The organism is Euzebya rosea (genome assembly GCF_003073135.1).
Taxonomy (GTDB): Bacteria; Actinomycetota; Nitriliruptoria; order Euzebyales; family Euzebyaceae; genus Euzebya; species Euzebya rosea.
On record NZ_PGDQ01000025.1, the window covers coordinates 40,288 to 48,441 of the forward strand.

The 8,154-nt window shown below is 70.7% G+C and carries 5 protein-coding genes; all 5 read left to right on the plus strand.

What is annotated here, in order from left to right; all coding sequences use genetic code 11:
- Positions 1 to 29: 29 nt before the first annotated feature.
- Positions 30 to 2,393, plus strand: coding sequence for a VPS10 domain-containing protein (locus tag CUC05_RS23020; RefSeq protein ID WP_108668492.1), 2,364 nt, complete (start codon positions 30 to 32; stop codon positions 2,391 to 2,393).
- Between the two features lie 110 nt (positions 2,394 to 2,503).
- The gene (locus CUC05_RS23025) at positions 2,504 to 3,298 is read left to right on the plus strand and encodes a hypothetical protein (protein ID WP_157965921.1); all 795 of its coding nucleotides are present in this window, start codon (positions 2,504 to 2,506) and stop codon (positions 3,296 to 3,298) included.
- Between the two features lie 176 nt (positions 3,299 to 3,474).
- On the plus strand, positions 3,475 to 4,026 hold the full coding sequence (locus tag CUC05_RS23030) for a hypothetical protein (protein WP_157965922.1): 552 nt from the start codon (positions 3,475 to 3,477) through the stop codon (positions 4,024 to 4,026).
- Between the two features lie 171 nt (positions 4,027 to 4,197).
- A complete protein-coding gene (locus tag CUC05_RS23035) occupies positions 4,198 to 5,004 on the plus strand; it encodes a hypothetical protein (protein WP_157965923.1) in 807 nt (268 codons plus the stop codon).
- Between the two features lie 343 nt (positions 5,005 to 5,347).
- Positions 5,348 to 7,492 (plus strand): HNH endonuclease, encoded by a 2,145-nt coding sequence (locus CUC05_RS23040; RefSeq protein WP_170128100.1) that lies wholly within the window; start codon positions 5,348 to 5,350, stop codon positions 7,490 to 7,492.
- Positions 7,493 to 8,154: the final 662 nt, after the last annotated feature.

The following is an 8,154-nucleotide window of genomic DNA, read 5'->3' on the forward strand; positions in this document are numbered from 1 at the left end:
TCTGGGGCGTCGCGGCGTAGTAGGCGCCCATGACCCTCTCGCGCGTCTCCCCGCCAGTCGCCCTCCTCGTCTCCTTCCTGCTGGCCGTCGGCCTGGTGCTGGCCACGCTGCCCGCCGAGACGACGGTGGCCTTCGACCCCCGCACGGCGATCGGCCCGCTGGCCGAGCCGGCGGACTGGATGAACGCCGCCCGGGGGTTGCCCGACGGGCGGGCCTACGCCGCGGCGCTGGAGGATGCAGGCGCGGTGGAGGCGTTGACGGCCGACGTCGACCCGGCGCTGGCGGCCGCCGAGTGGACGCTGATGGGCCCGACCAACATCGGCGGGCGCGTGACCGACCTCGCGGTCGACCCGACCCGGCCGGACACGGTGTGGGTGGCGGCAGCCTCGGGAGGGGTGTGGCGCTCCGACGACGCCGGGGCGACCGTGCAGCCGGCGTGGCCCGACGACCTGACCCCGGCGATCGGTGCGCTGGCGGTGACCGTCGACGGCGTGGTGTTCGCGGGGACGGGCGAGGCCAACCCCGGTGGCGGCTCGTTCACCTTCGGCGGGACCGGCATGTACCGGTCTGTTGACGCGGGGGTGACCTGGGAGCACGTCGGCCTGTCCGACACCGCGGCGTTCGGGCGGATCCTCGTGCACCCGACCGACCCCGACGTGATCTGGGCGGCGGCTGCGGGCCATCTGTACCTCCCCGGCGGGGAGCGTGGGCTGTACCGCTCCGTTGATGGTGGGGACAGCTGGGAGCTGGTGCTGGCGGGGCTCAACGACACGACCGGTGCGGTGGACCTGGCTATGGACCCGACCGATCCGGACCGGGTGTACGTGGCGATGTGGGACCACCTGCGCGAGCCGGAGATCCGCACCTACGGCGGCGAGGGGTCGGGCCTGTGGGTGACCCTCGACGGCGGCGAGACGTGGTCGGTGGTCAACGCCGCCGACTTCGGGCCGGGCAACGCCGACATCGGCCGGATCGGCGTGGCGGTGGCCCCCTCCTCCCCCGAGGTCGTATACGTGTCAGTCATCGACACGTTCGGCCGGTCCTCGGGCAACGGGCTGTTCCGTTCTTCCGATGGCGGGGGGTCGTGGGAGCGGGTTGGGTCGGTGCCGTCGCAGTCGTCGTTCGGCTGGTGGTTCGGGCGGATCTTCGTCGACCCCGCCGACGCCGATCGGGTGTGGATCCCGGGTGTGTCGCTGAGCGTGTCGAGCAACGGTGGGGCGTCGTTCTCCTCCTCCGGTGGGGTGCATGCCGACCAGCACGCGATGGTGTGGGACGCGGCGGTCGAGGGGCGGGTGTACCTGGGCAACGACGGCGGGCTCTACCGCTCCGACGTCAACGGCGGGTCGTGGCAGAAGGCGACCGGTGAGGCGTGGACGCAGCTGTACACGCTGGACGTCTCGGACCTGGACCCCTCGAAGCTGCTGGCCGGGTTGCAGGACAACGGGTGCGTGCGCAACTACTCGTTGGGGTCGACGCCGGCGGTCGATGGGTGGGACAGCTTCGGGTGTGGGGATGGGTTGGAGGTCCAGTTCAACCCCACGGTGGACACGACGATCTACGGGTGCTCGCAGTACGGGGCGTGCAGCCGGTACGCGCTGGGCGGTGAGCTGGTGGGGACGCCGTTCGTGGGGACGTCGGTGGCGCGGACGAACTGGATGGCGCCGGTGGAGTACCACGGGGGGTCGTCCACGACGATGTACTACGGGTCCGAGCGGGTGAACGTCTCGCACGACACCGGGTTGACGTGGCAGGCGATCTCGCCCGATCTGACGGGGGGTGGGGAGCTGGAGATCGACCCGGCGGGCTATCCGTACCAGACCCTTACCACGATCGCGGGGGCGGCGAGCGACCCCTCGGTCGTGTGGGCGGGGTCCGATGACGGGTTGGTGCACCGGACCATTGATGGTGGGGAGACGTGGGAGCGGGTCGGTGAGGGTGTGCTGCCCGGTGATTGGGTGACGCGGATCACGATCGACCCGGCGGATGCGGACGTGGTGTTCGTGACGTTCTCGGGCTTCCGGACGGGAGACGATGCGGCGCGGGTTCTCTTGACCCGTGATGGAGGGGAGACGTGGGCGGACGTGTCGGGCAACCTGCCTGCGGCGCCGGTGAACGACCTCGTGCTGGTCGGGGACGGGCGAGTCGTCGTGGCGTCGGATGTCGGCGTGTTCGTGTCCCTGGTTGAGGGTGGGGGTGAGCCGGTGTGGTTGGCGGTCGGCGGGAACCTGCCGAAGGCGCCGGCGATGGACCTGGACGTGCAGCCCGGCGGCCTGCTGACCGTGGCGACGTTCGGTCGGAGCGCGTGGCGGGTGCAGCTGCCGCCGGCTTCGGCTTCGGGTCTCGTGGGGTCGGGTCTGGTGTGGTCGGCGGGGGGCCTGTGGACAAGCGGATGAGGAGGGGGCGGGGTTCGTCGTAGCCTTCCCCGTGCACCGGCGAGCGGTCGGTGTGCGGCCAGGGGAGGTCAAGGGGTGCAGTCGGCAGTCGGTGCAGTGCGCGTAGGGGAGTGGACGCGGTGAGCGAGTGGGGCCAGCAGATGGTCGCGGTCGCCGTCATGGTGGTGATCGTGGTTGGGGTCGGGGTGGCCTGGGTGACGCGCGGATCGGGGGCCGAGCCCGAGCCGGTGGCCACCGCGGTCATGACGCCCGGGCCCGAGCCGACGACCGCGCCCGAGCCCACGGCGACTGAGTCCGAGGTGGAGGTGGAGCCGAGCGAGACGGAGGGGGCGGAGCCGACGCCGTCTCCCTCCCCGTCGGTGTCGGCCGTGCCGGAGGGCCAGACCGTGCTGTTCCGCGGCGGCCCGGCGGAGGGCCCGTGGCGCACTATCGGGTCGGTAGCCGAGATCACCCACCCGGACGCGGCGCCGGGGTCAACCTTCGGCTACGCGAACTTCTGGGCAGATCCGGCGGAGGAGAACCAACCGGACTGGCTGTGGGACCAGATCACCGCAGAGGTGGCAGCAGAGGCAGTCCAACTAGGCGAACCCGTGACCCGCCCCGCGTTCGGCGGAGCCGAACTGTCCGAGGCGTTCAATGCCTTCGGTGGAGTCGAGGACATCTACCCAAGTCAAAGGGTCTACACGGCCCTGTGGAGCGCCACGTATCAACACGAAGACGACACCTCCGCCACAACGGCCCATTGGGGGTACGTCATCTCATTCGAGGGTGAGATCCTGGCGACGTTCGGGCCCTTCCTAGTCGGTGAGTCAGACGTGGAGGATGCGTTGGCTCGAGGCGAAGTCGCCGTCGAGTGGCTTCGCCGATCGGCGTCGGAGGAGGGCTACTCATGCGAAGTCTGCTGAGCCGGCCAGCAGCCGTTTCCCTCATTGCCACCCTCTTGCTTGGCGCCGTCGACGCCGGGGACCCGACCGGCGGAGGAGGACACGGCGGGGACAACGGCGGGAACGCCTGCGTCCTAGGGCCGCTCGCTTGCGTCGGGGTGCTTGACGCCCTCCCGGGCTCTGCCACGCTCGGCGTGGTGGGCAATGCGGAGGGCTGCGCGGGCGGCCGGATCGTGGACGCCGGGGCGGAGCAGTCGGACGCCATCCCCTACTGCCCCGACGTCGACGGGGACGGAGTCGCCGACCCTCCCCCGACGCATGGCCAGATCGTCGCCGCCCTCTGCCCGACGGCTCCCGAGCCGGTGCTGGCGACCAGCCCGCCGGAGGAGGGCTACACCGGCCTCGAGACGTGGTTCTGGTCTGCCGGGCCGCATCAGGTGACCGAGACGGGCACCGTGGCCGGATACCGAGTGTCGTGCCAGCTGGAGGCGGTGGAGTTCGCCGTGGACACCGGCGACGTCCACGCCCAGGAGTTCGGCCACCCTCGGCACTACACCTCGACCGCCCCCGGCCACGACGGCGCCGACACCGACATCACCCACCTCTACGAACGCGTCGACACCTACACCCAGACGCTGGCCATCACGTGGGCTCGCCGAACGCACGCGGGCGCGGACCGGATCACCAGCAGCTCGACCCGCGACTACCCCGTCCTCGAGATCCGGGCAGTAGCCACCACTCCCAGCTGATCCTCACTCGCTGTCACTAGCAGTCGATTCGTTATCAGGTTTCCTTGCTGACAGGGGCGATGCGGTTCTAGGGTTCTGCAATCACCCGACGCGGGCGATACAGGGGAGGCGGGGGTCGCAGCGGGCGCCCCGTCCGGAACGAGAGGGAACGCAATGCGACGCTTGTCGATCATGTTGGGCTGCACGCTTCTGGCGGTGGTGATGGCGTTGCCAGCAGGCGCCGCGACCACCACGGTGGTCGTGGCAGGAGACACCGCAGCGGCCGAGAACGAACCAGGCTGGATGTTCAACCGTGACACAACCACCTCGACCCCGTATGAGTTCACCAACGCCAAGGCGAGCATCGGGGCCGGCAGCGTGTACATCGAACCCATCGGGGGCACGAACCGATTAGACAAGTTCATCGCCGAGTTGTTCGTGCTGACCCCGGTGGCGGAGATCGAGTCGCTCTCCTATGACTTCCTCATCGGGGCCGGCGGGACAGCGGCTGACGAGAACGAGTTCTACCTGAACGTGTACGCCAACTTCGGCGGGACACCGGAGACCAACTTCTACGATTGCCGCTACGACGTCGTGCCGACGACGGGCTCGACCTTGGACTGGACGACCGTGACGTTCGACACCTCGGCGAGCTACCCCGTTCATACCCGAGGAACGTCACCGGAGACCTGTCCCACCACTCCAGCTGCGATGGACTCCCTTCTGCCCGGTTCAACCATCCGGGTGTTCGCGATCAACGTCGGCGACACGTCGACGAGCGACGTCGGCCTGGACGGCTACCTCGACAACGTGGTGCTGACCGGAGGCGGCGACACGACCGTCTACGACTTCGAGGTCGACGAGGACGGCAACGGTGTGGCTGACACGGCGCCGCCCACGAACAAGGACGAGTGCAAGAAGGGCGGCTGGGCCACCTTCGACAACCCCTCGTTCCGCAACCAGGGGCAGTGCATCCAGTACGTGAACACCGGCCAGTAGCGTCTGCTCGGTTGGCCGGCCCGGTACCACTGGGCCGGCCAACGTCGCGCTCGGGGACGAACTTCGGCCGGCGCCGAGGCCGCACACCGGTGCCTCTGCCTCGTCGAACGGTGCTGACGCCTGATCTGGGACGCTGATGACCAGCCGGACCCGCCGAGTCCGGGTAGCGGCGGACCGGACCACCTGATGCACGTCCCGGGACTCCGGTCTGGACAAGCGTCCCATCGACACGGCGAGCAGCCGACCGACCCCCGAACAGCCCTCCAAGAGCCCGATGTCACACCCCAGGCGTACCTTGATCCGTACATCGAGAACTGGATTCCGGGAGGAGGTGAACGCGACGATGACCACGGCGGTGGACCGGCGGGTGGCTGGTCAGGACGAGGTGGGTGCAGCCGGATCGGGCAGCTGGTGGGGTGGCCGGTTGGCTGAGGTGTGGCTGTCGGAGGAGGACGTCGTCGCCTACCTCGCGGAGGACCTGCCCCAGGGTGGCTCGGCGGCCGCTGGGCGTGAACGGCAACCGGCTGGCGGTGGTGACGTGAGGGAGGTTGGGGAGGCCTGCTGTTGGGGTGGCCGGCTGGCGGAGGTGTGGCTTGCGGAGGAGGACGTCGCGGCCTACCTCGCCGAGCCACCGGACGACGAGGGAGGGCCATCCGGCGGTCCGGAGGGTGCCGGTGGCCCCCAGGGGGCCGGTGCACCCGTGGCCGGTGACGCCGCAGATGCCGGTGCCCTCGCGTCAGCTCACGTCGCGACGGATGCCGACGAGGCCCGTGCCGACCACGCGGATACCAGCAGGACAGGCGCCGGCAGGGCGGACGCCGGCAGGGCGGACGCCGGCGGCACGGGTGATCCGGTTGTGCTGGTGGGTGAGGCGCTGGGTGTCCTGGGCCGGTTGAACGACTGGCTGGCGGGCATGGCTGCCGGCACCGCCTCGGGGGTGACCAGCGACGGTTCCTCAGGGACCATTGAGCCCTGGACGGTCCGACGCGCGATGGAGGGACTCGCCGGGATCGACGCGGCGTTGTCGGCGGCGCGTTTGCGGGGGATCGTGGCGGCTGATGTGGCGGGGTTGCCGTCTTCGGACGGGGCGGTGTCGTTGTCGGCGTGGGTGGCGGGGGTGTTCGGCCTGTCCGGGGCCACAGCGGCACGTGAGGTGCGTCTGGCGGTCGGGCTGGCTGACGAGGCGGAGGTGCTGGACCGGCTGCAGGCCGGGGTGATCTCGCGGGATCATGCGGCCGGGTTGGTCGCGGCGGCGGAGAAGCAGGCCGCCGATCAGGACGCCGCCGCCCGGGCCGAGGCCGCACGGCAGGACGCCGAACGCCAGGAGCGTCGTCTGGCTGATGAGCGGGCCCAGGCAGAAGCCGCCACCCTGGCGGAACGGATGCGGCTGGCCCGGGAAGCTGCTGCACGCGAGGAACAGCTCGCCCGCGAGCGGGCCGAGGCTGCGCGGGAGCGGGCAGCGGCGGACGAGGCGGCCCGGAGGGCCCGCCAAGAGGCCCTGTTGGGATCGGCGGTGGCGGGGGCGTCGCCTGATCGGGTGCGGACCGAAGCCAATGCGATGCGGGCCGCTGATGTGGCGGCGCTGGAACGGGCGGTCGCGGCGCAGCGGGCCCGCCGATCGGTGACGTTCGGGTCGGATCGGATCACCGGGCAGACGGTCCTGCGGGTGGTGCTGACCGACACCGACCGCGAACTCCTCCACGCCGGCATCGAGGCAGCCCACACCTTCGACCCGCCCAACACCCCCGAGGACGAACGACGAACCCCCGAGCAGCGTCGCTACGACGCGTTCCTCGACCTGATCACCGCCGGGCTGCATGCAGGTGAGCTGCCCACGTCGCGTGGCATCAAGCCCCACGTGACGGTGACCGTGCCGCTGACGACGTTGACGGGTGAGGCCGAGGTGGCCGGGGTGGCAGGGTTCGGGACGGTGGTCTCGCCGGAGACGGCGCGTCGGTTGGCGTGTGATGCCCGGTTGACCCGCGCGATCATCGATGCTCGGGGGATGCCGTTGGACATCGGTCGGACCACCAGGGCGTGGACGACAGCCCAGCACACCGCCGCCAACCTGTTGTTCGGTGGCTGTGCGTTCCCGACTGCTGATCGGAGGCCGTGTGGCAGGCCGATCGGTTGGACTGATCTGCATCACGTCCAGTGGTGGCGTCACGGCGGCCCCACCGATCAGGACAACGGGGTGCCGTTGTGCCGCCATCATCACAACGCGGTGCACCACGACGGCTGGCTGCTGGACTTCGACCTGCCCACCGGCACCGTCACCATCACCCGCACCCGCGAGGGTGAAACCGTGACACGGACAACCAGGTTCCCCGACGACAACCCCAGACCCAGCATCGCCGACCCGACCACCAGCGCGGGGCCGGTCAGCACGGCAGCCGAGCTCGTGGACGGGACTGGTCAGGACTGTTCCGACCCGGACCGGGCTGGGCTGGACCGGGGCGACCCGGGCGATGGTCGACTACCGATCTGATCCGCACCCCGCCGCCGGCGGGGCCCTCGGGCTGCCTACAGCCAGAGGACCACGGCGAACGCACTGGGCACACCGCCTACGGCGACCCGGCGCTGTCGAGCCCCGAGCGGCCCGGGTCGACGCCCTCGGGCTGCCTACAGCCAGAGGACCACGGCGAACGCACTGGGCACACCGCCTACGGCGACCATCCCGAGTGGGACGATCCCCAAGTGGTTCGTGAAGGGGCTCTGACCCCCTCGGTCGCCGACGAAGCCCCCGAGCTACCTGCATCCGACGACAGCCCTGGCTGGCCGCCCCATCGCCAGACCGCTGACCTTGGCCGGTCCGGGACCAAGCCGGACCTCCATTGCCTCAATCCGACGCCTCGAGCGCTCCATCGCCAGTCGCTCACTGCAACGGCCAGTCCTCGCGCCTGTCGTTGTGGTGCGACCAGCCCGATCCGACACTGGAGCGTGGCGTCGAGCATCGCGGACTGCCCCTCGCGCCCGCGCCCTGTCGCTGTGAGGTGCGACCACCCCCATCTGGCACCCGACCGCAGGCGTCGCACATCGCGCACGCCAACCGCCTCGCCCCACGCCCTGTCGCTGCGAGGTGCGACCAGCCCCACCCGGCACCCGACCGCAGGCGTCGCACATCGCGCACGCCAACCGCCTCGCCCCACG

Excerpts from the sequence above, each read along its gene's own strand:
- CUC05_RS23040 (WP_170128100.1), top strand. The coding sequence starts at position 5,348 with ATGACCACGGCGGTGGACCGGCGGGTGGCTGGTCAGGACGAGGTGGGT.
- CUC05_RS23020 (WP_108668492.1), top strand. The coding sequence starts at position 30 with ATGACCCTCTCGCGCGTCTCCCCGCCAGTCGCCCTCCTCGTCTCCTTC.
- CUC05_RS23035 (WP_157965923.1), top strand. The coding sequence starts at position 4,198 with ATGTTGGGCTGCACGCTTCTGGCGGTGGTGATGGCGTTGCCAGCAGGC.